The organism is Streptomyces sp. BK208 (assembly GCF_004364245.1).
Classification (GTDB): Bacteria; Actinomycetota; Actinomycetes; order Streptomycetales; family Streptomycetaceae; genus Streptomyces.
Genome location: NZ_SOAV01000012.1, coordinates 78,780 through 104,689, shown reverse-complemented (window position 1 = coordinate 104,689; position 25,910 = coordinate 78,780). Strand labels below are relative to the sequence as shown.

The 25,910-nt window shown below is 72.0% G+C and carries 24 protein-coding genes and 1 pseudogene; 14 read left to right on the top strand and 11 right to left on the bottom strand.

Features of this window, described 5'->3' with window-relative positions:
- Window position 1 precedes the first annotated feature (1 nt).
- Window positions 2-1,030, top strand: coding sequence for an ABC transporter ATP-binding protein (locus EV562_RS26860; protein WP_133889448.1), 1,029 nt, complete (start codon window positions 2-4; stop codon window positions 1,028-1,030).
- Window positions 1,031-1,055: 25 nt separating this feature from the next.
- Window positions 1,056-1,892, top strand: coding sequence for a maleylpyruvate isomerase family mycothiol-dependent enzyme (locus EV562_RS26855; protein WP_133889447.1), 837 nt, complete (start codon window positions 1,056-1,058; stop codon window positions 1,890-1,892).
- A gap of 62 nt (window positions 1,893-1,954) precedes the next feature.
- Here the strand turns inward: EV562_RS26855 and EV562_RS26850 are convergent, their stop codons facing one another.
- From EV562_RS26850 to EV562_RS26820, 7 genes are all read right to left on the bottom strand, one after another.
- Window positions 1,955-2,659: an LAETG motif-containing sortase-dependent surface protein gene (locus tag EV562_RS26850; protein WP_133889446.1), complete on the bottom strand. Its 705-nt coding sequence runs from the start codon at window positions 2,657-2,659 to the stop codon at window positions 1,955-1,957.
- Between the two features lie 156 nt (window positions 2,660-2,815).
- Window positions 2,816-3,934, bottom strand: a complete 1,119-nt coding sequence (locus tag EV562_RS26845; RefSeq protein WP_166662022.1) for an LOG family protein — start codon at window positions 3,932-3,934, stop codon at window positions 2,816-2,818.
- 74 nt (window positions 3,935-4,008) lie between these two features.
- A complete protein-coding gene (locus EV562_RS26840) occupies window positions 4,009-4,416 on the bottom strand; it encodes a VOC family protein (RefSeq protein ID WP_133889445.1) in 408 nt (135 codons plus the stop codon).
- A gap of 117 nt (window positions 4,417-4,533) precedes the next feature.
- Window positions 4,534-6,000: a hypothetical protein gene (locus tag EV562_RS26835; protein ID WP_133889444.1), complete on the bottom strand. Its 1,467-nt coding sequence runs from the start codon at window positions 5,998-6,000 to the stop codon at window positions 4,534-4,536.
- The gene (locus EV562_RS26830) at window positions 5,982-6,758 is read right to left on the bottom strand and encodes an ATP-binding cassette domain-containing protein (protein WP_133889443.1); all 777 of its coding nucleotides are present in this window, start codon (window positions 6,756-6,758) and stop codon (window positions 5,982-5,984) included. Before EV562_RS26830 ends, EV562_RS26835 begins: the two co-directional genes overlap by 19 nt.
- 253 nt (window positions 6,759-7,011) lie before the next feature.
- Window positions 7,012-8,385 (bottom strand): aspartate aminotransferase family protein, encoded by a 1,374-nt coding sequence (locus EV562_RS26825; protein WP_133889442.1) that lies wholly within the window; start codon window positions 8,383-8,385, stop codon window positions 7,012-7,014.
- Window positions 8,386-8,387: 2 nt separating this feature from the next.
- Entirely contained in the window at window positions 8,388-8,903 is a 516-nt protein-coding gene (locus tag EV562_RS26820; protein WP_133889441.1) for an Lrp/AsnC family transcriptional regulator, read from the bottom strand.
- 164 nt (window positions 8,904-9,067) lie between these two features.
- Between EV562_RS26820 and EV562_RS26815 the strand changes: the two genes are divergently transcribed.
- The 3 genes and pseudogenes from EV562_RS26815 (at window position 9,068) to EV562_RS26805 (ending at window position 12,544) form a co-directional block, all read left to right on the top strand.
- Window positions 9,068-10,507 (top strand): gamma-aminobutyraldehyde dehydrogenase, encoded by a 1,440-nt coding sequence (locus EV562_RS26815; RefSeq protein ID WP_133889440.1) that lies wholly within the window; start codon window positions 9,068-9,070, stop codon window positions 10,505-10,507.
- Between the two features lie 294 nt (window positions 10,508-10,801).
- Window positions 10,802-11,992, top strand: a pseudogene (locus tag EV562_RS26810) (extracellular solute-binding protein).
- A gap of 12 nt (window positions 11,993-12,004) precedes the next feature.
- On the top strand, window positions 12,005-12,544 hold the full coding sequence (locus EV562_RS26805; RefSeq protein WP_133889439.1) for an HXXEE domain-containing protein: 540 nt from the start codon (window positions 12,005-12,007) through the stop codon (window positions 12,542-12,544).
- A gap of 40 nt (window positions 12,545-12,584) precedes the next feature.
- On the opposite strand, the gene EV562_RS26800 is transcribed toward EV562_RS26805, so the two are convergent.
- From EV562_RS26800 to EV562_RS26790, 3 genes are all read right to left on the bottom strand, one after another.
- The gene (locus EV562_RS26800; RefSeq protein ID WP_133889600.1) at window positions 12,585-13,751 is read right to left on the bottom strand and encodes a serine hydrolase domain-containing protein; all 1,167 of its coding nucleotides are present in this window, start codon (window positions 13,749-13,751) and stop codon (window positions 12,585-12,587) included.
- A gap of 156 nt (window positions 13,752-13,907) precedes the next feature.
- Window positions 13,908-14,615 (bottom strand): glycerophosphodiester phosphodiesterase family protein, encoded by a 708-nt coding sequence (locus EV562_RS26795; protein ID WP_133889438.1) that lies wholly within the window; start codon window positions 14,613-14,615, stop codon window positions 13,908-13,910.
- 14 nt (window positions 14,616-14,629) lie between these two features.
- Window positions 14,630-15,691: an adenosine deaminase gene (locus tag EV562_RS26790; RefSeq protein ID WP_133889437.1), complete on the bottom strand. Its 1,062-nt coding sequence runs from the start codon at window positions 15,689-15,691 to the stop codon at window positions 14,630-14,632.
- Between the two features lie 157 nt (window positions 15,692-15,848).
- Here EV562_RS26790 and EV562_RS26785 point away from each other — a divergent pair, with 157 nt between their 5' ends.
- On the top strand, window positions 15,849-16,562 hold the full coding sequence (locus EV562_RS26785; RefSeq protein ID WP_133889599.1) for a DUF4190 domain-containing protein: 714 nt from the start codon (window positions 15,849-15,851) through the stop codon (window positions 16,560-16,562).
- 58 nt (window positions 16,563-16,620) lie between these two features.
- Entirely contained in the window at window positions 16,621-17,079 is a 459-nt protein-coding gene (locus tag EV562_RS26780) for a DUF4190 domain-containing protein (RefSeq protein ID WP_133889436.1), read from the top strand.
- Between the two features lie 160 nt (window positions 17,080-17,239).
- Here EV562_RS26780 and EV562_RS26775 read toward each other — a convergent pair whose 3' ends face one another.
- Complete coding sequence (locus EV562_RS26775; protein ID WP_208298430.1) at window positions 17,240-17,854, bottom strand: NADAR family protein; 615 nt, start codon at window positions 17,852-17,854, stop codon at window positions 17,240-17,242.
- A 202-nt stretch (window positions 17,855-18,056) separates the two neighbouring features.
- Between EV562_RS26775 and EV562_RS26770 the strand changes: the two genes are divergently transcribed.
- From EV562_RS26770 to EV562_RS26740, 7 genes are all read left to right on the top strand, one after another.
- On the top strand, window positions 18,057-19,592 hold the full coding sequence (locus tag EV562_RS26770; RefSeq protein WP_133889434.1) for a gamma-aminobutyraldehyde dehydrogenase: 1,536 nt from the start codon (window positions 18,057-18,059) through the stop codon (window positions 19,590-19,592).
- A 63-nt stretch (window positions 19,593-19,655) separates the two neighbouring features.
- Window positions 19,656-20,903, top strand: coding sequence for a spermidine/putrescine ABC transporter substrate-binding protein (locus tag EV562_RS26765; protein WP_133889433.1), 1,248 nt, complete (start codon window positions 19,656-19,658; stop codon window positions 20,901-20,903).
- Window positions 20,904-20,908: 5 nt separating this feature from the next.
- Entirely contained in the window at window positions 20,909-22,102 is a 1,194-nt protein-coding gene (locus EV562_RS26760) for an ABC transporter ATP-binding protein (RefSeq protein WP_133889432.1), read from the top strand.
- Complete coding sequence (locus tag EV562_RS26755; protein WP_133889431.1) at window positions 22,102-23,031, top strand: ABC transporter permease; 930 nt, start codon at window positions 22,102-22,104, stop codon at window positions 23,029-23,031. The genes EV562_RS26760 and EV562_RS26755 overlap by 1 nt, the downstream gene beginning before the upstream one ends.
- Window positions 23,032-23,832: an ABC transporter permease gene (locus tag EV562_RS26750; RefSeq protein WP_133889430.1), complete on the top strand. Its 801-nt coding sequence runs from the start codon at window positions 23,032-23,034 to the stop codon at window positions 23,830-23,832.
- A 34-nt stretch (window positions 23,833-23,866) separates the two neighbouring features.
- Window positions 23,867-25,294: an FAD-dependent oxidoreductase gene (locus EV562_RS26745; protein ID WP_133889429.1), complete on the top strand. Its 1,428-nt coding sequence runs from the start codon at window positions 23,867-23,869 to the stop codon at window positions 25,292-25,294.
- A gap of 123 nt (window positions 25,295-25,417) precedes the next feature.
- A complete protein-coding gene (locus EV562_RS26740) occupies window positions 25,418-25,876 on the top strand; it encodes a hypothetical protein (RefSeq protein WP_133889428.1) in 459 nt (152 codons plus the stop codon).
- Window positions 25,877-25,910: the final 34 nt, after the last annotated feature.

Here is a 25,910-nt window from a genome sequence, read left to right as displayed (position 1 = left end):
CATGCCGCCGAGCCTGCTGGGTCTTGAAGGCGCCACCGTCCGCTTCGGTGGGCGGGCCGTGCTCGACGCCGTCGACCTCGAGGTCGCCGAGCACGAGGTGGTGTGCGTGCTCGGGCCCAGCGGCAGCGGCAAGTCGACGCTGCTGCGGGCGGTCGCCGGACTCCAGCCGCTGGACGCCGGACGGGTGACGCTGGACGGGCGGGATCAGTCGGGAGTGCCCGCGCACCGGCGTGAGCTCGGGCTGATGTTCCAGGACCACCAGCTGTTCCCGCAGCGCGACGTGGCCGGGAACGTCGCCTTCGGACCACGGATGCGCGGCGCGTCCCGGACCGAGCAGCGGACGCGGGTGGCGGAGTTGCTGGAACTGGTCGGACTGCCGGGCGCCGCCCGCCGGTCCGTCGCCGCGCTCTCCGGCGGGGAGCAGCAGCGGGTGGCGCTGGCCCGCGCCCTCGCGCCCCGCCCCCGGCTGCTGATGCTGGACGAGCCGCTCGGCCAGCTGGACCGCTCGCTGCGGGAGCGTCTCGTGGTCGAACTCCGGGAGCTGTTCGGGCGGTTGGGCACCACGGTGCTCGCCGTGACGCACGACCAGGGCGAGGCGTTCGCGCTCGCCGACCGGGTCGTGGTGATGCGGGAGGGGCGGATCGCCCAGTCGGGGACGCCCCTGGAGGTGTGGCAGCGGCCCGCCGACGCCTTCGTGGCCCGCTTCCTCGGCTTCGACAACGTGGCCGAGGCGTCCGTCACCGGACAGGCCGCGGACACCCCGTGGGGCAAGGTGCCGGTCCCCGAGGGCGCCCCGCAGGGCACGCGGACGGTGCTCGTACGGCCGGCCGGGGTCCGCGTCGTCCTCGCCGACGAGGGCCTGCGCTGCACGGTCACGGCCCGCACCTTCCGCGGCACCCACGTCGCCGTGCACCTCCAGCCGCAGGACGCGCCCCGCCTGGAGGCGGCGTGCGCACTGCGGGACGCGCCGGAGGTCGGGGACGCGGTCGGGGTGGAGTTCGACGGGGCGGAAATCGTCGTGCTCGGGTGATCGTCCCGCTTCTAGGATGCCCGGCATGACGTCACCGGCACACGAGCGCTACTGCGACGAGATCGCCCACCAGGTCCGGCAGTTGAGGGACCTGGTGGTCTCCGGCACCGACCTCTGCGCCACCGTCCCGACCTGCCCGGACTGGTCCTTGGAGGACCTGGTCCGGCACACGGGTGGCGCCCTGCGGTGGGCGGCTCTGCTGGTGCGCACCCGGGCCCGGGAGGACGTCCCCGACGAGCGGGTGCCGGGCGCGGCAGGGCCCGATGCCCGGAACGACGCCGGCGCACTGGGCGCCTGGCTGGCGGAGTCGGGCGACACGGTCGTCGGCGCGCTGCGCGAGGCCGGGCCGGACGCGAAGGTGTGGTCGTGGGGCCCGAGGCACGACGCGGGCTTCTGGGCGCGCCGGATGACGCACGAGGTCACCGTCCACCGCGCGGACGCCGTCCTCACCGCCGGACGGCCCTACCGGGTCGCGCCGGACGTGGCCGCCGACGCGATCGACGAGTGGCTCGAGCTCGTGCGCTTCGCGCAGCGGACCGGCACGGACCCCGAGGCCGGCGAACTGCGCGGGCCCGGCCTGAGCATCCATCTGCACGCCACCGACGCGGCTCCCGGGCCGAACGCCGAGCGAAGCGAGGTGGGGGTCCCCCCGGCCGAAGGCTGGGGGAGGACGATCGAGTTCGGTGAGGACGGCTTCACCTGGCGCCGCGGCCACGAGAAGGCGACCGTCGCTCTGCGGGGGCCTCTTACGGACGTCCTGCTCGCCTTCTACCGCAGGCTGCCGCTGGACGCCCCCGGTCTCGAGGTGCTCGGGGAGCGGGAGTTGCTGGAGTTCTGGCTGGAGCGGACCTCGTTCGGCTGACACGACGGTGGCCCGTCCCGGAAAGGGACGGGCCACCGCGGTGCGCGAGCGGGGTGCGGGCGTCAGCCGTTGCTGTTCGCTCCGCGACGGCGCAGGCCGAAGAAGACGGCGCCGCCACCGACGACGACCAGGGCCGCCGCGATACCGGCGATCATGCCGGTGTTGGAGTTGGCACCGGTCTCGGCGAGGTTGGAGTCACCGGCCGCAGGGGACGGGGCGTTCTCGCTCGGCGCGGCCGCCGGGGCGCTGCTCTCCGGCTGCGACGGAGCGGGCGCCGACGTGGACGGCTCGGGCGCCGGGGACTCGTCGGACGGGGTGGAGGAGCTCTCCGACGGGGTCGGCGTCGGAGACGGGGTCTCCTCGGTCTTGCACGGGGTCGACGGGGTCGTGACGTCCGGCTTGATGTACTCGTCGACGTACCGGTCGGCCTTGACGTGCACGCGGTACTCGGTGTTCGGCTTCCAGTCCACGGCGAAGGAGACGGTGGTGCCCTCCTTGGAGCCCTTGACCGTCTCCTGGCCGACCTGCTCGCCGGTGCTCTTCAGGGTGACGGTGACGGTGGCCGGGACGCCGGCGGGGTCCACGTCGGTGACGGTGATGACACCGTTGTCCCCGTCGCAGATGGCTTCGGCGGAGAACTCGCCGATGTTGCAGGCGAGGGCGGAACCCGAGGCGCTGAGCGCCAGGGCCGCGGAGGCGGCGACGACGCCGAGGGCGCGGACGCCACGGCGTGATGCCGTACGGCTGATTATGGACAGGGCTGCCACGTTTGTCCTTTACGGGAGCGCGGATGCGGGGGGTGGAGAGAGTGCCGACGCTCGATGGCGCGGCATCAGCACACCCATGAGCCTCACAGGTCTATAAGCGGCGCGTAAGAAGTGTCAACGCATATGCCCGCCACGGACGTTGACTTTGCCTTCTTATTAACCGCCGACGCGTTTCAGCGCCTCGGGCGCCTCCTCGATCCGGTCGACCAACGCGATCCGGGACTCCATCGCCCGCCCCTTGGCGAGCGACCGCAGCAGCGGCCACGCGGGCAGCGTCCTGGTCCAGTGCTCCCGGTCCACGAGCACCATCGGGGTGGGTTCGCCGCGCGACTCGTAGTAGTTGGGCGTCGCGTTGTCGAAGATCTCCTGCAGGGTGCCGGCCGCGCCCGGCAGGAACACCACGCCCGCGGTGGAGCGGGCCAGCAGGCCGTCCTCGCGGGTGGCGTTGGCGAAGTACTTGGCGATGTGCGCGGCGAAGGCGTTGGGCGGCTCGTGGCCGTAGAACCAGGTTGGGATGCCGACCGACGCCCCGCCGCCGGGCCAGCGTTCGCGCACCTCGAACGCGGCCCGCGCCCAGTCGGTGACCGACGGTGTGAACGAGGTGACCTTGGCGAGCAGCGTCAGGGCGTCGTCCAGCATGCCGTCCGCGAAGGGGGCGGCGTACGCCCCGAGGTTGGCCGCCTCCATCGCGCCCGGGCCGCCGCCCGTTGCCACCGTGAGCCCGGCGCGGGCCAGTTCACGGCCCAGGCGCGCGGCCCCCGCGTACTCCACGGTGCCCCGGGCCATGGCGTGGCCGCCCATGACGCCCACCACCCGGTCCCCGGCGACGAGTTCGTCCAGGGCGTCCGAGACCGAGTCGTCGTGAATGGCGCGCAGCATGGAGGCGAACACGTCCCCGTCGGCCCTGGTCTGCTGGAACCAGTCGTAGGCCAGGGCGTCCGGTGTCGCCGGGTAGCCCTCGCCGAGACGGGCGAACAGCTCGCCGGGGGAGTAGACGTGGCCCCGGTAGGGGTCGAACGGGAGGCCCGGTACGGGCGGGAAGACCAGGGCGCCGGCGGCGCGCACCCGGGCGGCGGCACCCGGGTCCATCGGGCAGCCGAGGAAGACGGCCCCCTCGGTGTCCGTGGCGAGCAGGACGTCCGTACGGCCCGTCAGGTCGACGGCCTGGACGCGGTGACGGGCGAGGGAGCCGTGCGCCGAGACGACGGCGTCGAATGCGTCGAGGCTCTCGATCTCGCGGTCGTGGGAGGCGTGGTGGGACTGGAACTGGGACAGCGGCCCGTGCTCTGGCCGGGCCCTGCGCTGGGCGGGTATCGGATCCACCCGCCCATGCTAGGCATGCGCCCCGGTCAGCCCTGGACCGCCGCCGGGTCCATCCACACGACCTCGAAGGTGTGGCCGTCGACGTCGTCGAAGGCCCGGCCGTACATGAAGCCGTGGTCCTGGGTCTCGCCGGAGACCGAACCGCCGGCCGCGACCGCCTTCTCCACCAGCTCGTCGACCTTCTCGCGGCTCTCGGCGCTCAGTGCGATCAGCACCTCGCTGGACTGCGTCGAGTCGGCGATGTCCTTCTTCGTGAACTGGCGGTACTTCTGCGGCGTGTGGACCATCACGACGATGGTGTCGCTCACCGGGAACGAGGCGGTGGAGTCGTCGCTGAACTGGGCGTTGAGTTCCCAGCCCAGTCCGGTGAAGAACTTCTTGGCGGCGTCGAGGTCGCCGGTGGCCAGGTTCACGAAGATCATCTGCTGGTACATGGGGGTCTCTCCCGTTCGAGGTGCTGCCGATGTCGTGCCGTTCGAAGAGGTAGACGGGGGACGGCTCCGGAAGTCATCGGCGCTCGGCGGACTTTCCCGAAAAGAGTTTCGCGCCGCTCAGTGGTCCAGCGGCAGCGCCGCGAGCACCGCGACGAGCAGGGTCAGCGGACCGAACAGGGCGAGCAGGGCGGCGGCGCGCACGGCGGCGGCGGCGCGCAGGGTCGCCGGGGGCGCGCCCAGCCGCAGCAGGGCGTCCGTGGTGTCGGCCCGGGCGTGCTTGGCCTCGACGGCGGCGGTCAGGAGGGTGGCCACCGTGCAGCCGGCCACGAGGAGGGCGCCCAGTCCGGCGAGCGGGCCGAAGGCCGGCCCGTCCCCGTCGTACACCGTGGCGGCCACGTAGGCCGCGGCGGCGACGGCGGCCACGACGCCGAGGGGGCGGCCGACGCGGTGCGACTCCTCCATGAGGACGCGACCGGACAGCAGGCGCAGCGCGCCGGGCCGGGCGGCCTGGAGCAGGCGGCCGCACCAGTGGGTGAGGCCCGGCCCGGCCAGGGCGAGACCCAGGGCCGTGAGGGCCCAGCCGATCAGGACGCCGGCGGAGGGGGCGGTGCCGGGTGCGGGGGCGGCGGACGCGTTGCCGGTGTAGGTCTCGACGGTGAGGCCCGCGGCGAGTACGGCGATGCCCCAGGGGAGGGCGGTGAGGCTCTGGGGGCGGGGGGCCGGGTCGGGGCGCGCGCCCGGCGTCTGCGGGATGGCGTCCGCCGGGGCCGACGGGGCGGTGGCGGCCGGCGCGTGCGTGGCGCCGTCCGCCGGGGCGGAGGGATGGGGGTCACCCGCCTGCGTGAGCAGGGCGCCGCCCGCGCCCACCCGTGCCGCCCCGGCGGCACGACTGCCCGCGGCTGCGGCGGCCTGAGCGTCCGCGGCTAGGGCGGTGTGGGCGTTCGCGGTCACGGCGGCCGGGGCGGTGCGGGCGCCGAAGCGGCCGTAGGCGCCGAAGGTCTCGCGGGCCTTGCCCCAGCCGTACGCGCCGAACCGGCCGTAGCCGCGGGGTGCGCCGGTGGCGGGCCGGGGGTCGCGGGGGCGCAGCGTGTGGGCGACCGCGGCCGAGGCGACGGCCGGTACGAGGACCAGCAGGGTCAGGGCGGCCGGGGCCGGGAGGGACTGGCCGACGGCCAGGGCGTCGGCCGCCACGCGGCCGGAGGGCCGGCCGCCGGTCAGGTCACCGCGCAGGTGGAGGAAGGCGAGCAGGGCCGCCACGGAGCCGAGCGCGGCGGACAGGGCCGTCGTCGTCGCCGAGACGGCCATCAGCCGGCCGGGACCCAGACCGATCGCCGACAGTCCCGAGCGCGGCCGGGTGCCGGGATCGGTGCGGGCCACGGCGACCGCGAGGTACACCGCGGCGGCGAGCGGCGCCGCGCACCAGGCCAGGCGGAGGGCCGAGGCGCCGGGCGCGTCCGGGTGGCTCAGCGCGTGGCCGAGGGCGCACAGCAGCAGGAAGCCCGTGCCCGCCGAGGCCACCGCGACCAGCAGGCGGCGCAGGTGGACGGCGAGATGGGCGGTGCGGGTCAGGCGGAGAGCGAGCACGCCGCCCGGCCTTCCGTTCCGGGAGTCCCGGCGGCACCCGTGGCCACCGTGGTCTCGGCGAGCGGGGGGAGGTGCACGGTCCGCACCCGCCGTCCGTCGAGCAGCGCCACCGAGCGGTCGGCCAGGGCGGCGGTCTGCGCGTCGTGCGTGGCGAGCAGCACGGTGATGCCGTGCGAGCGGGCGGCCGTGGTGAGCGTCCGCAGCACGTGGGCGCGGTCGGCACGGTGCAGGGGGGCCGTCGGCTCGTCGGCGAAGAGGACCGTCGGGGCGACGGCGAGCGCGCGGGCGATGCAGACGCGCTGCCGCTCGGCCTGCTGGAGTTCGTGCGGGCGCCTGCGGGCCTTGCCGCCGACGTCGAGGCGGTCCAGCCACTCCAGGGCCGCGGTCTTGGCCCGGCGCCGGCCGGTGCCGCGCAGCATGAGGGGGAGCGCGGCGTTCTCCCAGGCGTTCAGCTCCGGGACGAGCGCCGGGGCGGGGTCGATCCAGCCGAAGCGGTCGCGGCGCAGCCGTTCGCGGCTGAGGGGACCCATGGTGTGCACCGGCACGCTGTTGAACCACACCTCGCCGTCCTGCGGCTTGACCAGGCCGGACAGACAGCGCAGCAGCGTGGTCTTGCCGCTGCCGCGCGGGCCGCTCACGGCGAGGATCTCGCCCTCGCGCACGCCGAGCGACACGCCTTGCAGCGCGGGGGAGCCGTCGTGGTGCTGGAAGTGCAGGGCGCGGGCCCAGAGCACGTCGTTGTCCGGCGGAGCCTCCATGGGCGTACACCTCGGTTCTGATCCGTATTTCCCCGGTCGGGTCGTCCCCCTTCCGGGGGAACGAAGACGGGGCCGATCGGTCACTGGGCACGCTAAGCAGTCCCCGCGCACGGGCCGGACAGCACGACGCCCCGGGCCGCCGTGTCTCACTCGAACGGGCGGCACCGGGGCCGTGATGATCATCCGACAGGACGACCGGTGATCGGCCGGTGCGATCGGACCGGGGGTCTGACCGGGGCGATCGGACGGAGGATCAGAGCTTCGTCCACGCCTCCGTCAGCGTGGCGCGCAGGATCTGCTCGATCTCGTCGAAGGTCTCCTGGTTGGAGATCAGCGGCGGGGCGAGCTGGATGACCGGGTCGCCGCGGTCGTCGGCACGGCAGTACAGGCCGTTCTCGAAGAGCTTCTTGGAGAGGAAGCCGTACAGGACGCGCTCGGTCTCCTCGTCGGTGAAGGACTCCTTGGTGTGCTTGTCCTTGACCAGCTCGATGCCGTAGAAGAAGCCGTTGCCGCGGACGTCGCCGACGATCGGCAGGTCGTGCAGCTTCTCCAGGGTGGCGCGGAAGGCGCCCTCGTTGTCCAGCACGTGCTGGTTGAGGCCCTCGCGCTCGAACAGGTCGAGGTTGGCGATGCCGACCGCGGCGGAGACCGGGTGGCCGCCGAAGGTGTAGCCGTGCAGGAAGGTGTTGTCGCCCTGGTAGAACGGCTCGGCCAGACGGTCGGAGACGATGCACGCGCCGATCGGGGAGTAGCCCGAGGTCATGCCCTTGGCGCAGGTGATCATGTCCGGTACGTAGCCGAACTTGTCACAGGCGAAGGTCGTGCCCAGGCGGCCGAAGGCACAGATGACCTCGTCCGAGACGAGCAGCACGTCGTACTGGTCGCAGATCTCGCGCACCCGCTGGAAGTAGCCGGGCGGCGGCGGGAAGCAGCCGCCGGCGTTCTGCACGGGCTCGAGGAAGACCGCGGCGACGGTGTCCGGGCCCTCGAAGAGGATCTGCTGCTCGATCTGGTCGGCGGCCCAGCGGCCGTAGGCCTCGGGGTCGTCACCGTGGATCGGGGCGCGGTAGATGTTGGTGTTCGGCACCTTGTGGGCGCCCGGGACGAGCGGCTCGAAGGGGGCCTTCAGGGCGGGCAGGCCGGTGATGGACAGGGCGCCCTGCGGGGTGCCGTGGTAGGCCACCGCGCGGGAGATGACCTTGTACTTGGTCGGCTTGCCGGTCAGCTTGAAGTACTGCTTGGCGAGCTTCCAGGCGGTCTCGACCGCCTCGCCGCCGCCGGTGGTGAAGAAGACCTTGTTGAGGTCGCCGGGGGCCTCGTTCGCCAGGCGCTCGGCCAGCTCGACGGCCTTGGGGTGGGCGTAGGACCACACCGGGAAGAAGGCGAGCTCCTGCGCCTGCTTCGAGGCGGTCTCCGCGAGCTCCTGGCGGCCGTGTCCGGCCTGGACCACGAAGAGGCCGGCGAGACCGTCGAGGTAGCGCTTGCCCTTGTCGTCGTAGATGTGGGTGCCCTCACCGCGGACGATGGTGGGGACGGGGGCGTTCTCGTACGACGACATGCGGGTGAAGTGCATCCACAGGTGGTCGTAGGCGGTCCTGCTGAGGTCCTTGGGGCTGTCGGTGCTCACGATTATCGGGTTCCCCACATATAGGTCTGCTTCTTGAGCTTCATGTAGACGAAGCTCTCGGTGGAGCGCACGCCGGGCACCGCCCGGATGCGTCGGTTGATGACCTCCAGGAGGTGGTCGTCGTCCTCGCAGACGACCTCCACCATCAGGTCGAACGAGCCCGCGGTCATCACCACGTACTCGCACTCGGACATGGCCGTCAGCGCGTCGGCGACGGACTCCACGTCGCCCTCGACGTTGACACCGACCATCGCCTGGCGCCGGAAGCCCACCGTGAGCGGGTCCGTGACGGCGACGATCTGCATCACGCCCTGGTCGAGGAGCTTCTGGACGCGCTGGCGCACGGCCGCCTCCGACAGGCCCACGGCCTTGCCGATGGCGGCGTACGGCCGGCGGCCGTCCTCCTGGAGCTGCTCGATGATGGCGAGGGAGACGGCGTCCAACTGGGGACCGCCGTTCCTGGACTCGCGGGAGTCCTTCTGGTCTGCGCTTCGACTGGCCACGGCTTCACTGTGCACGACGTATCGACAGTTTCGCAAGGCCGGATCGATGAAATTCGTTGTTTGGCGAGTCCCAATCTGCGGATATCGCACCCCGGGGCCCGGTGGGGGTGTTGAAAACGTCGGGACTCCGTCTAGGGTGGGTGTCTCAGTCACTGGACAGCGAATTTGGAGGGCCGGCAGTGAGCACCGAGCTGCGTCGTCTGCGCAATTACATCGACGGTGAGTTCCGGGACGCCGCCGACGGACGGACCACCGAAGTGGTCAACCCCGCCACGGGCGAGGCTTACGCGACCGCCCCCCTGTCCGGGCAGGCGGACGTGGACGCCGCGATGGCGGCCGCGGCGGCGGCCTTCCCGGCGTGGCGCGACACCACCCCGGCCGAGCGGCAGAAGGCCCTGCTGAAGATCGCGGACGCGTTCGAGGAGCGGGCCGAGGAACTGATCGCGGCCGAGGTGGAGAACACGGGCAAGCCGATCGGGCTGACCCGCTCCGAGGAGATCCCGCCGATGGTCGACCAGATCCGCTTCTTCGCGGGCGCGGCGCGGATGCTCGAAGGACGCGGCGCCGGTGAGTACATGGAGGGGCTGACCTCCTTCGTGCGCCGCGAGCCCATCGGCGTCTGCGCGCAGGTCGCGCCGTGGAACTACCCGATGATGATGGCCGTGTGGAAGTTCGCCCCGGCGCTCGCCGCGGGCAACACGGTCGTCCTCAAGCCCTCGGACACCACCCCCGCCTCCACGGCCCTGATGGCCGACATCATCGGCTCGATCGTGCCCAAGGGCGTCTTCAACGTCGTCTGCGGCGACCGCGACACCGGCCGCCTGATGGTCGAGCACGAGACCCCGGCGATGGCCTCCATCACCGGCTCGGTGCGGGCCGGCATGTCCGTCGCCGAGTCGGCCGCCAAGGATCTCAAGCGGGTCCACCTGGAGCTGGGCGGCAAGGCGCCGGTCGTCGTCTTCGAGGACAGCGACATCCCCAAGGCCGTCGAGGGCATCTCGGAGGCGGGTTACTTCAACGCCGGGCAGGACTGTACGGCGGCCACCCGCGTCCTGGTCCACGAGTCGGTCCACGACGAGTTCGTCCGCGCCCTCGCCAAGGCCGCGTCCGAGACCAAGACCGGGCAGCCCGACGACGAGGACGTGGCCTACGGCCCGCTCAACAACCCCAACCAGCTCAAGCAGGTCTCCGGGTTCATCGAGCGCCTGCCCGCCCACGCCAAGGTCGAGGCGGGCGGCCACCGGGTCGGCGACAAGGGCTACTTCTACGCGCCGACCGTCGTCTCCGGCCTCAAGCAGGACGACGAGATCATCCAGCAGGAGGTCTTCGGCCCGGTCATCACCGTCCAGTCCTTCCGTGACGAGGACCAGGCCGTCGAGTGGGCCAACGGCGTCGAGTACGCGCTGGCCTCCTCGGTGTGGACCAAGGACCACGGCCGCGCGATGCGGATGTCCAAGAAGCTGGACTTCGGCTGCGTGTGGATCAACACCCACATCCCGCTGGTCGCCGAGATGCCGCACGGCGGCTTCAAGAAGTCCGGCTACGGCAAGGACCTGTCGGGGTACGGCTTCGACGACTACACGCGGATCAAGCACGTGATGACGTCGCTGGACGCGTGACGAACCCCCACACGGGTGCGCGGCCCCGGACGCAGGCCTGAGCCTCCGTCCGGGGCCGCGGTGCGTGCCGGGCCCTCGGGCGGGGCCGCGGTGCGTGCCGGGCCCGGGTACGAGGCCCGCGGTGTGTGCCCGCCCTCGTGCGGGACCGTGATGCGTGCCGGGTCTCCGTCCGCGGCGTCCTGCGCGCCCCGTGCGGTGGGGGACTCCGGCGCTCGACAGGGTGTCGGGCCTGGCCGGGCCCGCTCGACGCAGCGTCGATTGCCCGCGTGTGTGCGCGCCCGGCATCCTGCGGCCATGCCCCTGCTCCCGAGGACGCCCTCGCTCTCCCGTCGTACGCTGCTGCGCGGCCTGGGCGGCACCGCCGCCCTCGGTGCCCTGGCCGGCTGCGGTGTCCCCGCCGCGTACGTCGCGCCCGGCGACCGGTCCACGACCGACCGGTCCGCCACCGAGCGGCGGCTGACCTGGGCCAACTGGCCGCTGTACATCGACACCGACGACGAGCACCCGAGCCGGCGGCCCACGCTTGCGGCGTTCGAGAAGGAGTCGGGCATCTCCGTCGACTACATCGAGGAGATCAACGACAACGACGAGTTCTTCGGCAAGATCAGCCCGTCCCTGATGAACCACCAGCCCACCGACCGCGACCTGATCGTCATCAGTGACTGGATGTGCGGACGCTTCGTACGGCTGGGCTGGGTGCAGGAGATGGACCGCTCCCAGCAGCCGAACGTCGCCAAGTAGCTCGACCCGCTGCTGCGTTCGCCCGCCTTCGACCCCGGCCGGAAGTTCACCGTGCCGTGGCAGTCGGGCATCACCGGCATCGCGTACAACCGGCGCAGGCTCGGCCGGGAGATCCGGCGGGTGTCCGACCTGTGGGCCGCCGACCTCAAGGGCCGGGTCACCCTGCTGTCGGGCATGGACGAGGCGTTCGCGCTGCTCATGCAGGGCAACGGAGTGGACATCACCCGGTGGAGGACGGACGACTTCCACCGGATCTGCGACCAGGTGGAGAAGCAGGTCGCCCACGGCCAGATCCGCCGCTTCACCGGCAACGACTACATCAAGGACCTCTCCAGTGGAGACGTCCTCGCCTGCCAGGCCTACTCCGGCGACGTGATCCAGCTCCAGGCGGACGACCCGGACATCGAGTTCGTGGTGCCGGAGGAGGGCGCCGAACTGTGGGCCGAGTCCCTCATGATCCCCGACCTGGCCCGGCACAAGGCCAACGCCGAGCGGCTGATCGACCACTACTACCGGCCCGAGGTCGCCGCCGAGCTGGCCGCCTGGGTCAACTACGTCTGCCCCGTCCCCGCCGCCCGGGACGTGCTCGCCTCCTCCGACGACGAGGAGACCGCCGCCCTGGCCGAGGACCCGCTGATCTTCCCGGACGCGGCGATGCGCGAACGGCTCGCGATCGCCCGGGACATCCCGGCGGCGGACCGGACGGAGTTCGCGAAGCGGTGGAACGGGATCGTCGGCGTGTAGCAGACTGATCATGTGCTGAATTCATCGCGTGATGAACGGATCGAGGGCGCGGTCACCCTGGGCCTGCTGGCCGCCTGGGCCCTCCACGACCTCGAAGAGCTGGCGACCGTGCCGGGCTGGTGGCGACGCCACCTTCCGGCGCTGCGCGAGCGGTACCCGGCCGTGCCGGAGGCCGTGTGGCGGCGGGCCGGGTCGGTGGACGGGCGGGAGTTCGCGATGGCGGTCGGCGCGATGGCCGCGGTGGTGGCCGCCGCGTCCGCCGCGGGGCGGCTGACCGGCGGCCGCTCGGCCGCGTACCAGACCGCGCTCAACGCCTTCGGCCTGCACGGCCTCGTCCATCTCGCCCAGGCGGGACTGGTGCGCGGCTACACGCCCGGGTCGGTCACCTCGCCGCTGGTCGTGGTCCCCTTCACCCTCTGGGCCCGCCGCCGTCTGCGCCGCGCCGGCGTCCTGCGCGCCACCCGCCCGCGCGACCTCGCCGTGGCGCTGGGCTTCGCGGGAGCGGCGACGTTCGTGGCGCACGGAGCGGCGCGGCGGCTGACGGGGCGCTGACGCGGGGCGGCGGCGGACGGGAGACCGGCGCGGGGCGGGGCTACTTCAGCGCGGCCGCGGTGATCGCGTCGAGCACCGGGTCGGGCTCCGCGTCCTTGGCGTCGGTGGAGTTGACCGAATACACCAGGGTGCGGGAGAGGTCACGGGTGCCGCCGACGAGCGCGCTGTAGCCGTAGCGCGAGCCCGACTTGCCCCAGAAGACCTGGTCGCCCACCTTCTTGTACTCCAGTCCCGCGCTGCGGGTCGCGTCCGGCAGGTTCGGCGGGGTCGTGAACATCTCCTCCAGCTGCGGCTCGGGCACGATGCGGCCCCGGAACAGCCGGGTGAGCAGCCGTTCCAGGTCGGCCGTCGTCGAGATCATGTCGCCGGCCGCCCAGCGGTCCGCCTGGTTCCACTCGGTCACGTCGAGCAGCTCCGTCGTCCCGCCCGGCCGCTCCACCGCCTGGTACCCCCGGTTGTGCGGGCCCCGGATGCGCGGGTCGGTGCCCGGGAAGTACGTGTGCCGCATCCCGGCCGGGCGCAGGACCAGGCGCGTGGCCTCGGCGGCGTAGGAGCGTCCCGTCACCTTCTCGATCAGGAAACCGAGGATCGTGTAGTTGACGTTGAGGTAGTGCTGCCGGTCGCCCGGGTCGAACTCCGGTCCCTTCACGATCGCCGACGCCACGTCCCGGCGCGGGGTGAGCGTGTCGAAGCGGTGCGCGTACAGCTCGGCGAAGTCGTCGCCGAGTCCGTCGCCCGCCTTGATGCCGCTGGTGTGGTTGAGCAGGTTGCGGACGCTGATCGGCTTGTCGAAGGCCGGGGTGAACAGGCCGGGCAGATAGCCCTGCACCGGCGCGTCCAGGTCGATGTCGCCCTGGGCCGCGAGCCGCAGGACGGTGGCGGCCGTGACGACCTTGGTGACCGAACCGGCGCGGAAGAGGGCGTCCGGGCGGGCCGGCCGGCCACTGTCCAGGTCGCGCACCCCCGCAGTGCCGTGCCAGTCGGCGTCCCGGTGCCCGACCCGTACGAGAGCGGCCGTGGCGTCCTCTCCCGGGACCATGGCGAGGGCCGCGCGCAGGGCCTTCGCGTCGGGCACGTCCGGGGCGTCCGGCCGGTGCGGGCCGGCCGTCGCGGTGGACGGCGCCGCGAACGCGGGGGCCGCCAGTGGCCCGGCGGCCAACGCGAGCACCAGGGAAGCGGCGAGGACGGAGGAGGTACGGACACGCATCGACGGCATCGACGACTCCAGGTTCAGGGGCGGACGGTCGTCGATCATCCTCACCGCGCCGCGCGGCGCACCGGATCGTCGGCGAGGAGGGCCCGCACCCCGGCCAAGGGGTCGGGGAACACCCCTACGAGTGAAGGGAGTTGTGCGGGGTGCCCCCTACGGGAGGCGGCGCGCCCGGTCGCGCAGCGCGCACAGGACGTCGATGCGGTTGGTGGTGATCGAGTCGACGCCCAGGTCACGCAGCCGGCGCATGGTGCGGCGGGTGTCAGGCGTCCACACGGACAGCAGGAGACCGTCGGCGTGGACCCGCTCGGCCAGGGACCGGTTCACCAGGCCGAACCGGTAGTTGAGCCACCGCGGCCGCACCGCCGCCAGCAGCGCGGGCCGGGGCGGGGCCGCCGTGGTCCAGGTCAGCGCGATCTCGGCGGCGGGGTCGGCGGCGCGCACGGCGAGCATGGCGGCGGCGCCCGCGGTGTAGTACACGCGGTCCCGCGCCCCGCACTCGCGCACCACGTCCACCACGCGCCGCACCGCCCGCTCACCCGGTCCGCCGGGCAGGTCGAGCATCAGCCGGCCGTCCCCGGTCGCGGCGAGCGCCTCGGCGAGCGTCGGCACCCGGCCCGCCGTCAGCCCGCGCACCTCCTCGGCCGACAGGGAGCGGAGCGGCCGGTCGTGCTGCCACAGCCGCTTGAGCGTCTCGTCGTGCAGCAGTACCGGCACGCCGTCCCGGGTCAGCCGCACGTCGGTCTCGACCGCGTCCGCGCCCCGGTCCAGGGCGGAACGCAGCGAGTCGAGGGTGTTCTCGCGGTGCCGGTAGGGATCGCCGCGGTGGGCGACGGCGGTCAGGGCGCGCGGGGTGTCCATGGTGGCGGCAACTCTCAGGAGGCGAGCCAGGCGGCGGTGTACGTGTCGATCTCGGCGGTGATCCGCGCCTTGCCCGGCGCGTCGAGGAAGGAGGCCTCGACCCCGTTCTTCGCCAGGTCGGCCAGGCCTCGTTCGTCGAGGCCGAGGAGCCGCGCGGCGACGGCGTACTCGTTGTTGAGGTCGGTGCCGAACATCGGCGGGTCGTCGGAGTTGATCGTCACCAGGACCCCGGCGCGGGCGAACTCCCTGATCGGGTGCTCGTCCAGGGTGCGCACCGCGCGGGTGGCGATGTTCGAGGTCGGGCACACCTCCAGCGGGATGCGCCGCTCGGCGAGGTGGGCGAGGAGCCTCGGGTCCTGGGCGGAACTGGTGCCGTGCCCGATGCGTTCGGCGCGCAGGTCGGTGAGGGCGTCCCACACGGTCTGCGGTCCGGTGGTCTCGCCGGCGTGCGGCACCGAGTGCAGGCCCGCGGCGATGGCCCGGTCGAAGTACGGCTTGAACTGGGGGCGGCCCACGCCGATCTCCGGCCCGCCGAGACCGAAGGAGACCAGGCCCTCGGGGCGCAACCGGTCGTCGGTGGCCAGCCGCGTCGTCTCCTCGGCGGACTCCAGACCGGCCTCGCCGGGGATGTCGAAGCACCAGCGCAGCACGGTCCCGAACTCGGCCTCGGCGGCCTTGCGGGCGTCCTCGATCGCCTCCATGAAGGCGCCCTCGTCGATGCCGCGCCGGGTGGAGGAGAACGGCGTGATGGTCAGCTCGGCGTACCGCACCTGCTGGCGGGCCATGTCCCGAGCCACCTCGAAGGTGAGCAGCCGGACGTCCTCCGGGGTGCGGATCAGGTCGACCACGGACAGGTACACGTCGATGAAGTGCGCGAAGTCCGTGAAGGTGAAGTAGTCGACCAGGGCTTCGGGGTCGGTGGGGACCTTGGAGTCGGCGTGCCGCGCGGCCAGTTCGGAGACGATGCGCGGGGAGGCGGAGCCGACGTGGTGGACGTGCAGTTCGGCCTTCGGCAGTCCGGCGATGAAGGCGTGCAGGTCGCGCGGGACGTCGGGTTCGACGAGGTGCTCGGTCAAGGTTTCTCCCCAGGGCGGCGCCCCGGCCCCGGACGAGGCGGCGGTGGGACGCGGGTGATCGGCTGATCGGTCGTTCGGGGATCATCGTAGGCCGGTCTGACGGCCGGCGGCCCGGGACCGTAGCATGGCGGGCACGAACGACCCGGGGGGACAGGACATGACGGACGAGATACGGCCGGACGGGGAATCCCCCGGCGACCGCGACCCCTGGGCGCCTCCGGGCAGCGGGCCCTCCCTGGACAAGGGCGCGGGCCCGGCACAGCCGCGGGACCCGCTCGGGCCACCTCCCGCCTCGGACGCGCCGCCGCCCTGGCCGCCGCCGGCGGGCGTCCACGACCAGGCCACGGTCACGTCGATGCCCGGCGCCGGGTTCGACCCCTCCGACGCCGCGGTGCCCCCGCCGCCGATCGCGCCCGGCGGCCCGGGCGTCCCGGACGGGTACGGCCACCCCGGTGCCTCCGGGGGCGCCGGGGTCCCCGGAGGGTACGGCTACCCCGGATACGGCCCGGGCTACGTCTGGCCGGGCATGCAGGCGCCCCCGCAGAACGGGCTGGGCACCGCGTCGATGGTGCTGGGCATCCTCGCCTGCGCCCTGTTCTGCCTGTACGGCGTGGTCTCCCTGGTGCTCGGCGTCCTCGCCGTGGTCTTCGGCATCAAGGGCCGCCGCAAGGCGGAGAGCGGCCTGGCCGACAACCACGGGCAGGCGCAGGCCGGGTTCGTCATGGGCATCGTCGGCATCGTCCTCGGGGTGGCCGTGATCGTGCTGCTCGCCATCGGGATCACCGCCGCGATCAACGAGGATTCGGGCTACGACGACCCTTACTACGGGGCCCCGCGCCCCGCGCCGGTCGCCGTGACCGCGGAAAGCTGAGTTCCTCCCCGCGGGGTTGCCTCTACGATGTCAAGCGCCAACGAGGGGAGAGCACTTCATGTCGCACACCAATCCCGGACCCGAGGGGTACGGGCCACCGCCGCAGCCGGGACAGCCGCCGGCCGGCGGCTACGCGTACCCGCAGTCCGCGCCCGGCACACCCGGGTACGGCTATCCGAACGCCGGGGCGGGATACCCGGCCGCCCCGCCGGTGGGCTATCCGCAGGCTCCGGGCTACGCCATGCCGCCGCAGCCGAGCAACGGCATGGGCACCACGGGGCTGGTCCTCGGCATCATCGGCGTGGTGTGCAGCCTGACCTTCTTCCTCTGGTTCTTCGGCGTCATCCTGGGCATCCTCGCGATCATCTTCGGCGCGATCGGCCGGGGACGGGCCACCCGGGGCGAGGCCACCAACAAGGGCTCCGCGACCGCCGGACTCGTGCTCGGCATCACGGCCACCGTGATCCTGCCGCTGCTCGGCTTCCTCGCCTTCGCGAGCCTGATGAGCATCGCCTGATCCAGGCCGTGCCACCCGCCTGATCCAGGCCGTTGAGGGGGCGGCCCGGGACCGCCCCCTCAACGGCGGTCCCGGGCCGCCCCCTCAGCCGGTGGTCCGGGGCCGCCCCGCCGTCGGCGGTCCCGGGGACGCCCTCTCCGTCGGCTGGTCGGGCCGTCCCTCACGCACCGCTCGCGCGCAGCCGCTCCCGGGCCGCCATCAGCGCGAAGCCCAGCAGGTTCGGTCCCCGCCAGCGCTCCGGGTCGGTCGCCGCCCCGTCGTCCGCGGCCAGGCCGATGCCCCACACCCGGTCGAGGGGGCTCGCCTCCACCAGCACCCGCTCGCCCGTGTTCAACAGGAACGCCCGCAGCGCCGGGTCGGCGGCGAACTTGTGGACGCTGCCCTCCACCACGATCCGGAACCGCTCCCGCTCCCACACCGTTTCGTCGAAGCCGCGCACCAGCCGGCCCGCCTTCTTCGCCTCGGCGGGATGACCGGCCGCCAGCACCCGCCGCTCGGCCTCCGCGTCCCCGAAGAGCCGGGCCTTGCCGGCCATCATCCAGTGCTCCGCCGTCGCGTACTCCACCCCGTCGACGGTGAACGGCGACGGCCACCACTGGCTCAGACAGCTCGGCCCGAGCCTGCCGTCCGGGAGCGGCCGGTGTCCCCAGAAGCAGAGGTATTTGATCCGCTCACCGGCCCGGACCCGCGCGACCAGCGTCTCTCTGCCGTCGAAGTGCTCCGCCCCCACCTTCGCCACCCCCGTGACCTGCTCTGTCTCCGTGACTCTCGCCATGCACGCGAGTGTGGCACGCGCCACGGACACTCCGTCCGGCCTTTTCCGCGGTGACTCGACACCTGGTCGACAGATTCCGTTGCGTAACCAAATGGCAACAACGGAATCACTTGTTGGAGGCCTAGTGCTCTGTCAGGATCGGCACTCACATCGAGCCTGAGCCACGCCGGCCCCCACCACGGGGAGACCGAGGAGAGCCGACATGCACAACCCGGGCAACGCCACCCCGGACCGATTCCCGGCCCAGGACCGCTTCGCGGACGGGGCCCAGTACATCGCGGGCCGTCTGACCAAGGGCACCTCCGGACGCACGCACACCGTCGTCGACCCGGCGACCGGCGAGGCCGTCCTGACCTACGAGCTGGCCGGCCCCGACGACGTCGACGCGGCCGTCGCCGCCGCCCGGGAGGCGTTCCCCGGCTGGGCCGGCGCCACCCCGGGCGAGCGCTCCGACGCCCTGCACCGGTTCGCCGCCGTCCTCGCCGACCGCGCCGAGGACTTCGCCCGCGCCGAGTCCCTGCAGTGCGGGAAGCCGCTGAAGCTGACCCGTGAGTTCGACGTGCCGGGCACGGTGGACAACGCGGCCTTCTTCGCCGGCGCCGCCCGGCACCTCCAGGGACAGTCGGCGGGGGAGTACTCGGGCGAGCACACCTCGTACGTACGGCGGGAGCCGATCGGTGTGGTGGGCTCCATCGCCCCCTGGAACTACCCGCTCCAGATGGCCGCCTGGAAGATCCTCCCGGCGATCGCCGCGGGCAACACCATCGTGCTGAAGCCTGCCGAGATCACCCCGTTCACCTCCCTGATGTTCGCCCGGGCGGCGACCGAGGCGGGCATCCCCGATGGCGTGATCAACATCGTCAGCGGCACCGGACGGGAGGCCGGTGAGCACCTCGTCGCCCACCCCGACGTCGCCATGACCTCCTTCACCGGGTCCACCGCCGTCGGCAAGCGCGTCGCCGAGGTCGCCACCGCCACCGTCAAGCGCCTCCACCTGGAACTCGGCGGCAAGGCCCCCTTCCTCGTCTTCGACGACGCCGACCTCGACGCCGCCGTGCACGGCGCGGTCGCGGGCGCGCTCATCAACACCGGCCAGGACTGCACGGCCGCCACGCGCGCGTACGTGCAGCGGCCCCTGTACGAGGCGTTCGTCGAACGGACCGCGGCCCTCATGGACACCGTCCGCGTCGGCGACCCCTTCGCCCCCGGCACCGACCTCGGCCCGCTGGTCAGCCACGTCCAGCGGGACCGCGTCGCCGCCTTCGTCGAGCGCGCCCGCGGCTACGCGCGCGTGGTGTGCGGCGGCGAGGCACCGCAGGGCGACCTGAAGGACGGCGCCTACTACCGGCCCACCCTCGTCGCGGACGCCGCGCAGGACAGCGAGGTCGTCCAGTCCGAGATCTTCGGGCCGGTCCTCGTCGTGCTGCCCTTCGACACCGACGACGAGGGCATCCGGCTGGCCAACGACACGCCGTACGGGCTCGCCGCCTCCGCCTGGAGCCGGGACGTGTACCGCGCGAACCGCGCCACCCGCGAGATCAAGGCGGGCTGCGTGTGGATCAACGACCACATCCCGATCATCAGCGAGATGCCGCACGGCGGGTACAAGGCGTCCGGCTACGGCAAGGACATGTCCGCCTACTCCTTCGAGGAGTACACGCAGGTCAAGCACGTCATGTTCGACAACACCGCGGTGGCGGCCAAGGACTGGCACCGCACCGTCTTCGGGGACCGATAGGACCGACAGCCGTCACACAGGCCGCCGACCACGGCCGACCCACCCGAAAGGGCACCCACGCGCATGGAGCAGTACGAGCCCGACCGCCTGTCCCCGGCCCAAGTGGCCGCCGTGCGGCGCAGTCTCAGGAACGGCAGGGCCGCCCTCACCCGGCGTTCGCTGCTGCGCGCCTCCACGGGCGGCGTGCTCGCGGCCGGCGGAATCGGTCTGCTGAGCGGGTGCGGCATCCCGGCGGCCGGCAAGACCGAGGGCGGTGTCTCCGCCGAGGACCACTCCGAGGAGGAGAAGCAGGTCCGCTTCTCCAACTGGACCGAGTACATGGACGTCGACGAGAGCGGCCGCCGGCATCCCACGCTGGACGCGTTCACCGAGCGCACCGGCGTCAAGGTCTCCTACACCGAGGACATCAACGACAACAGCGAGTTCTTCGGCAAGATCCAGCCGCAGCTCGCCGCGGGCCAGGAGACCGGCCGCGACATCATCGTCCTCACCGACTGGCTGGCCGCCCGGCTGATCCGCCTCGGCTGGGTCCAGAAACTCGACCCGGCCAACCTGCCGCACGCCTTCGCCAACCTGTCGTCCCAGTTCCGCACCCCCGACTGGGACCCCGGCCGCGCCTACTCCTACCCCTGGCAGGGCATCTCGACCGTCATCGCCTACAACAAGAAGGCGCTGGACGGAATCGAGGTCGGGACGGTCTCCGACCTGCTCGACAACCCGAAGCTCAAGGGCCGCGTCGGCTTCCTCACCGAGATGCGCGACACCATGGGCATGACGCTGCTCGACATGGGCAAGGACCCGGCCCGCTTCACCGACGACGACTACGACGCGGCGATCGCCCGGCTCCAGACGGGCGTCGACCGCGGCCAGATACGCCGCTTCACCGGCAACGACTACACGTCCGACCTCAGCAAGGGCGACTTCGCGGCCTGTCTGGCCTGGGCCGGCGACGTCGTCCAGCTCAAGGCGGACAACCCCGACATCGACTTCGTCATCCCGGACAGCGGCTACGTCACGTCGAGCGACAACATGCTGATCCCCAACAAGGCACGGCACAAGACGAACGCCGAACGCCTCATCGACTACTACTACGAGCCGGGCCCGGCCGCGGAACTCGCCGCGTACATCAACTTCGTCTGCCCCGTCGACGGCGTGAAGGACGACCTGGCGAAGATCGACGAGGACGCGGCGAACAACCCGCTGATCATTCCCGACAAGGCCATGCAGGCCAAGTCGCGCTCCTTCCGCTCCCTGAGCGCGAAGGAAGAGACGGCCTACGAAGAAAAGTTCGCGAAGCTCACTGGGGCGTGACGACGATGACGACGACGAACCCGACGAAGAACCAGCCGGACGCGACGGGCGGCGGCGACGTCCGCCTCACCGGCATCGGCAAGACCTACGGCTCCTTCACCGCCGTGCACCCGCTCGACCTGACCGTGCCCCAGGGCTCCTTCTTCGCCCTGCTCGGTGCCTCGGGCTGCGGCAAGACCACCACCCTGCGCATGATCGCCGGACTGGAGGAGCCCAGCAGCGGCACCGTCCACCTCGGCGACCACGACGTGACCGCGCTGCCGCCCTACAAACGGCCGGTCAACACGGTCTTCCAGTCCTACGCCCTCTTCCCGCACCTCGACATCTACGAGAACGTCGCCTTCGGCCTGCGCAGGCGCGGCATCAAGAGCGTGAAGAAGCAGGTCGGCGAGATGCTCGACCTGGTGCAGCTCGGCGAGCAGGCCCGCAAGAAGCCGCACCAGCTCTCCGGCGGCCAGCAGCAGCGCGTCGCGGTCGCCCGCGCCCTGATCAACCACCCCAGGGTGCTGCTCCTCGACGAGCCGCTCGGCGCCCTCGACCTCAAGCTGCGCCGCCAGATGCAGCTGGAGCTCAAGCGCATCCAGACCGAGGTCGGCATCACCTTCGTGCACGTCACCCACGACCAGGAGGAGGCCATGACCATGGCCGACCAGGTCGCCGTGATGAACGCGGGCCGCGTCGAGCAACTGGGCGCCCCCGCCGACCTGTACGAGAACCCGCGCACCACGTTCGTCGCCAACTTCCTGGGCACCTCCAACCTCATCGAGGCCGAGGTCGACACCCGCAGCGGCGACGACGTCGTCGTCAAGGCGGCCGGCGACAAGCTGGTGCTGCCCGGCGCACGGTGCACCGCGCCGGCGAAGGCGGGCGGCAAGGTCCTGGTCGGCGTGCGCCCCGAGAAGATCAGCCTCACCCACGCGGACGACGCCGGCTCCATCCCCGAGGGCCGCAACCGCATATCCGGCAGGATCAGCAACACCAGTTTCATCGGTGTCTCCACCCAGTACGTCGTGGACTGCGCGGCCTGCCCCGAGTTCGAGGTCTACGCCCAGAACATCGACCGCGACCCCCGCCTCGCACCCGGCGCCGAGGTCGTCCTGCACTGGAACCCGGCGCACACCTTCGGGCTCGACGCCGACCAGTCCGTGCTTGCAGGGACGACGGGCGACGCCGGTGTGGCCGAGGGAGAGGCGTCCTGATGTCCACCCTCACCGAGGCGCCGCCGCCCCTGACCCCGGCCGCGCCCGAGAAGAAACCCCCGCGCAAGCGGGGCCGCTGGACGCCGTACTGGCTGCTGCTGCCCGGCATCCTGTGGCTGGTCGTCTTCTTCGCGGCGCCGATGATCTACCAGGCCTCCACCTCCGTGCAGACGGGCTCGCTGGAGGAGGGCTACAAGGTCACCTGGCACTTCGCCACCTACTGGGACGCGCTGTCCGAGTACTGGCCGCAGTTCCTGCGCTCGGTGGCCTACGCCGCCTCCGCGACCGTGCTGTGCCTGCTGCTGGGCTACCCGCTCGCGTACCTGATCGCCTTCCGCGCGGGACGCTGGCGCAACCTGATCATGATCCTGGTGATCGCGCCGTTCTTCACCAGCTTCCTGATCCGCACCCTGGCCTGGAAGACGATCCTCGCCGACGGCGGCCCGGTCGTCGGCGCCCTGAACACGCTGCACGTCCTGGACGTGACCGGCTGGCTCGGCTGGACCTCCGGGGACCGCGTGCTGGCCACCCCGCTCGCGGTGGTCTGCGGTCTGACGTACAACTTCCTGCCCTTCATGATCCTGCCGCTCTACACCTCCCTGGAGCGCATCGACGGCCGGCTGCACGAGGCGGCCGGGGACCTGTACGCGAAGCCGTCCACGGTCTTCCGCAAGGTCACCTTCCCGCTGTCGATGCCGGGCGTCGTCTCCGGCACGCTGCTGACCTTCATCCCGGCCACCGGCGACTACGTCAACGCCTCCCTGCTGGGCTCGGCCGACACCGGAATGATCGGGAACGTGATCCAGTCCCAGTTCCTCAGGGTGCTGGACTATCCGACGGCGGCGGCACTCTCGTTCATCCTCATGGCCGCGATTCTGGCCATGGTCACCTTCTACATCCGCAGGTCCGGGACGGAGGATCTCGTTTAAATGGCCTTCGTCAACTGGTTCAAGCGCCATGTGGTCGTGATCGCCGGACTGCTGACACTCGCTTATCTGCTGCTGCCCAACGTCGTCGTCACGGTGTTCTCGTTCAACAAGCCGAACGGGCGCTTCAATTACGAGTGGCAGCAATTCTCCACGGACGCCTGGAAGGACCCGTGCGGGGTCGCCGGGCTGTGCGGTTCCCTCTCGCTCAGCCTCCAGATCGCCCTCTGGGCGACGCTGGGCGCCACCGCCCTCGGCACCGCGATCGCCTTCGCGCTGGTGCGCTACCGCTTCCGCGCACGGGGCGCGATCAACTCGCTGATCTTCCTGCCGATGGCGATGCCCGAGGTCGTGATGGCCGCCTCGCTGCTCACCCTCTTCCTCAACATGGGTGCTCAGCTCGGCTTCTGGACGATCCTGATCGCCCACATCATGTTCTGCCTCAGCTTCGTCGTGACGGCCGTCAAGGCACGCGTGATGTCGATGGACCCACGCCTGGAGCAGGCGGCGCAGGACCTGTACGCCGGTCCCTTCCAGACCTTCGTCCGGGTCACCCTGCCGATCGCCGCCCCCGGCATCGCGGCCGGCGCGCTGCTCGCCTTCGCGCTGTCCTTCGACGATTTCATCATCACCAATTTCAACGCGGGTTCCACCGTCACCTTCCCCATGTTCGTCTGGGGATCGGCGCAGCGCGGAACGCCCGTTCAGATCAACGTCGTCGGCACGGCCATGTTCGTCATCGCCGTACTGTTCGTCCTGACCTCCATGGTCATCGGCAACCGCCGGAACCGCCGCAAGGCATAGAGCGCCTCAGCCGTATTCGTAGGGAGTTGAAATCATGGCCCCGAGCGCCATGAGCCGCAGCAACGACTGGACGAAATCCCTTTCCGACGCCCAGCCGGTCCCGTACTGGCTGGACGACCCCGGCCGTCCCCGCCCCGAGGCCGCCCTCACCGGCGCCGAGACCTGCGACCTGCTGGTGGTGGGCGGCGGCTACAGCGGACTGTGGACCGCGCTGATCGCCAAGGAGCGCGACCCGGGCCGGGACGTGGTGCTGATCGAGGGCCGCGAGGTGGGCTGGGCCGCCTCCGGCCGCAACGGCGGATTCTGCGCCGCCTCCCTCACCCACGGACTGTCCAACGGCCTCACCCGCTGGCCCGGAGAGATCCGCAAGCTGGAGGAACTGGGCGTCCGCAACCTCGACGCGATCGAGGCGGCGGTCGCCCGCCACGGACTCGACTGCGACTTCGAGCGCACCGGCGAGATCGACGTGGCCACCGAGCCCTACCAGGCCCGGGAGCTGGAGGAGTGGTACGAGGAGATCAGCGGCAAGGGTCTCGCCGAGGGCATCGAGTACCTGGACGCCGACGCCGTGCGCGACCAGGTCGACTCACCCACCTTCCGGGCGGGCCTGTGGGACCGGCGGGGCGTGGCGATGGTCAACCCCGCCAAGCTGGCCTGGGGCCTCAAGCGGGCCTGCCTCGACCTCGGCGTCCGCGTCCACGAGAACACCCCCGCGCTCACCCTCAGGCCGTACGGCGCCGGCATGGCCGTACGCACCCCCTACGGCGGGGTCCGCGCCCGCACGGTCGCGCTCGGCACCAACGTCTTCCCGAACCTGGTCCGGCGGGTGCGCTCGTACACCGTTCCCGTCTACGACTACGCCCTGATGACCGAGCCGCTCACCGACACGCAGCTCGCCTCGATCGGCTGGAAGAACCGGCAGGGCCTCGGCGACAGCGCCAACCAGTTCCACTACTTCCGGCTGTCGTCCGACAACCGGATCCTGTGGGGCGGCTACGACGCGATCTACCCGTACGGCGGCAGGGTGCGCGCCGAGTACGACGACCGCCCCGAGACCTACGCCAAGCTCGCCGGGCACTTCTTCACCTGCTTCCCGCAGTTGGAGGGCGTCCGCTTCAGCCACGCCTGGGGCGGCGCCATCGACACCTGCTCCCGCTTCTCCGCGTTCTTCGGCACCGCGCACCGGGGGAAGGTGGCGTACGCGGCCGGGTACACCGGCCTCGGGGTGGGCGCGACCCGGTTCGGCGCCGAGGTGATGCTCGACCTGCTGTCGGGCGAGCGCACCGAGCGCACCGAGCTGGAGATGGTGCGCAGGAAGCCGCTGCCGTTCCCGCCCGAGCCCTTCGCCTGGACCGGCATCGCGCTCACCAAGTGGTCGCTGGCCCGCGCGGACGCGCAGGGCGGCCGGCGCAACCTGTGGCTGCGGACGATGGACCGGCTCGGACTCGGCTTCGACAGCTGAGCCGCCGGCCGGCGTGTGATCCGGTTCACCCCAAGGAGTCACCGCAACCCGCGTAATGCCACCGGCGGACCTCCCTCTCCCTCGTGACGCACCCCGCGTCCACGAGTGAAAGGGAGGTTTTCCATGCCTGGTGCGAAGACGGCGGTCGCTTGGCTGGCATCCGTCGCACCGGATCCCGAGTCCTGCCGGCGGGAGTGGGAGCGCGACCCCTCGAGTGTCGCGCTGCTGCCCGCCGGCAAGGCCTGGGACGTGCTCATCCTGCCGAGCAGGCTCGGCTATCCGACCCTGGACGTGCTCTCCCGTGTGCTCGACCAGCCCGGCCCGGTACTCGCCGACTTCGGTGACGCGCGCACGGGTTTCTTCGTGCCGGCCGGCACGGCGGCGCGCTGGGTCGGCACCGGCATCCGGACCGCCGGTCCCGGCACCTGGATCGTGGTGCCCCACCCCTGCGGGCTGTCGTCCGGCGGCACCCGCTGGCTGATCCCGCCGGACGGGACCGGCACCCTCTCGGATCCCTCGCTCCTGGAGCTGGCGATGCACGAGGCGGCGGCGGCCCTCGCGGGGGAGGAGGGCGCGGGATAGCGGGTGTGACGTGCGCAAGGGGTTGACAACGGAA

Excerpts from the sequence above, each read along its gene's own strand:
- EV562_RS26800 (WP_133889600.1), bottom strand. The coding sequence starts at position 13,751 with ATGCGTGTCCGTACCTCCTCCGTCCTCGCCGCTTCCCTGGTGCTCGCG.
- EV562_RS26755 (WP_133889431.1), top strand. The coding sequence starts at position 22,102 with ATGTCCACCCTCACCGAGGCGCCGCCGCCCCTGACCCCGGCCGCGCCC.
- EV562_RS26830 (WP_133889443.1), bottom strand. The coding sequence starts at position 6,758 with ATGGAGGCTCCGCCGGACAACGACGTGCTCTGGGCCCGCGCCCTGCAC.
- EV562_RS26740 (WP_133889428.1), top strand. The coding sequence starts at position 25,418 with ATGCCTGGTGCGAAGACGGCGGTCGCTTGGCTGGCATCCGTCGCACCG.
- EV562_RS26785 (WP_133889599.1), top strand. The coding sequence starts at position 15,849 with ATGACGGACGAGATACGGCCGGACGGGGAATCCCCCGGCGACCGCGAC.
- EV562_RS26770 (WP_133889434.1), top strand. The coding sequence starts at position 18,057 with ATGCACAACCCGGGCAACGCCACCCCGGACCGATTCCCGGCCCAGGAC.
- EV562_RS26840 (WP_133889445.1), bottom strand. The coding sequence starts at position 4,416 with ATGTACCAGCAGATGATCTTCGTGAACCTGGCCACCGGCGACCTCGAC.
- EV562_RS26750 (WP_133889430.1), top strand. The coding sequence starts at position 23,032 with ATGGCCTTCGTCAACTGGTTCAAGCGCCATGTGGTCGTGATCGCCGGA.
- EV562_RS26765 (WP_133889433.1), top strand. The coding sequence starts at position 19,656 with ATGGAGCAGTACGAGCCCGACCGCCTGTCCCCGGCCCAAGTGGCCGCC.
- EV562_RS26855 (WP_133889447.1), top strand. The coding sequence starts at position 1,056 with ATGACGTCACCGGCACACGAGCGCTACTGCGACGAGATCGCCCACCAG.
- EV562_RS26795 (WP_133889438.1), bottom strand. The coding sequence starts at position 14,615 with ATGGACACCCCGCGCGCCCTGACCGCCGTCGCCCACCGCGGCGATCCC.
- EV562_RS26775 (WP_208298430.1), bottom strand. The coding sequence starts at position 17,854 with ATGGCGAGAGTCACGGAGACAGAGCAGGTCACGGGGGTGGCGAAGGTG.
- EV562_RS26760 (WP_133889432.1), top strand. The coding sequence starts at position 20,909 with ATGACGACGACGAACCCGACGAAGAACCAGCCGGACGCGACGGGCGGC.
- EV562_RS26780 (WP_133889436.1), top strand. The coding sequence starts at position 16,621 with ATGTCGCACACCAATCCCGGACCCGAGGGGTACGGGCCACCGCCGCAG.
- EV562_RS26860 (WP_133889448.1), top strand. The coding sequence starts at position 2 with ATGCCGCCGAGCCTGCTGGGTCTTGAAGGCGCCACCGTCCGCTTCGGT.
- EV562_RS26745 (WP_133889429.1), top strand. The coding sequence starts at position 23,867 with ATGGCCCCGAGCGCCATGAGCCGCAGCAACGACTGGACGAAATCCCTT.